The organism is Thermogutta sp. (assembly GCF_039793925.1).
GTDB lineage: Bacteria > Planctomycetota > Planctomycetia > Pirellulales > Thermoguttaceae > Thermogutta.
In genome coordinates this window covers 1-940 of sequence record NZ_JBAMME010000275.1, presented here as the reverse complement: position 1 = coordinate 940, position 940 = coordinate 1, and the positions used below count along the sequence as shown (strand labels likewise).

Below are 940 nucleotides of genomic sequence, written 5' to 3'. Positions count from 1 at the left end.
AACCAGGGGGACCGCGTAAAAAGAACTGGGCACTCGAAAACCTGCCGTTTCGCAATGAGTGGGTGCTCTTGTTGGACGCCGACGAACGGGTCACGCCGGAACTGGAACGGGAAATTCGGCGGGAATTTGAGAGCGGTCCCCGTTATGACGGGTACTACCTGAACCGAAAACTTATTTTCATGGGACGTTGGCTTCGATATGGTGGAAACTATCCCAGCTGGAACCTCCGGCTGTTCCGTCATCAATTGGGGCGATACGAAAAACTAGACACGGAGGATCTTGAATCGGCCGGGGATGTAGAGGTCCACGAACACGTTGTCCTTCAAGGCAAGGCGGGATACCTGCGTGAGCCGTTGCTGCATCTCGATTATAAAGATTTATCCCGCTGGATCGCACGCCACAATAATTACTCCACCTGGGATGCAAAAATGAGGCTTAATTTGCTCCAGGGAAAGGAACTCTCCCAGTCGATCCCCGCGCGACTCTTCGGAAATCCTGTGGAGCGCAAGCGGTGGTTCAAAAAGCTCTGGGTACGGCTTCCGTGCCGCCCCTTCTTACGTTTTTTCTACATGTACGTGATACGACTGGGTTTCTTGGACGGCAAGCCCGGCTTCATTTACGCCGTTCTGAAAGGGATTCAGGAATTCCATATTAATGCCAAGATGTGGGAGATGCGGCAGCGGAGCGATTCCTGCCATGAGGGGACTGCGACTCGATTATTTGGCGATCGAAGCTAGGTCCTCGGTACAACCTACGGTCTCACAGCTCTGAGAACATTTCAAGGATCGTCGCATGCTTGAAAGACCATCTCTTTCGCGATGGCGCCAATGGGAATGGGAAGATTATCTGACCTACTTCCTGTGCTACGAGGCTGCAAAATCGCGGGCCAGGCGAACGGAGACCAGTGTACCAGCGATACTGGGTGAAAAAGACTTCGCGG

1 protein-coding gene is annotated in these 940 nt (G+C 53.1%); it reads left to right on the top strand.

The annotated features are described in order from the left end of the window. The coding region (locus tag ABJK56_RS13970; protein WP_347245281.1) for a glycosyltransferase family 2 protein at positions 1–737 on the top strand (737 nt) is incomplete at its 5' end. Positions 738–940 lie beyond the last annotated feature (203 nt).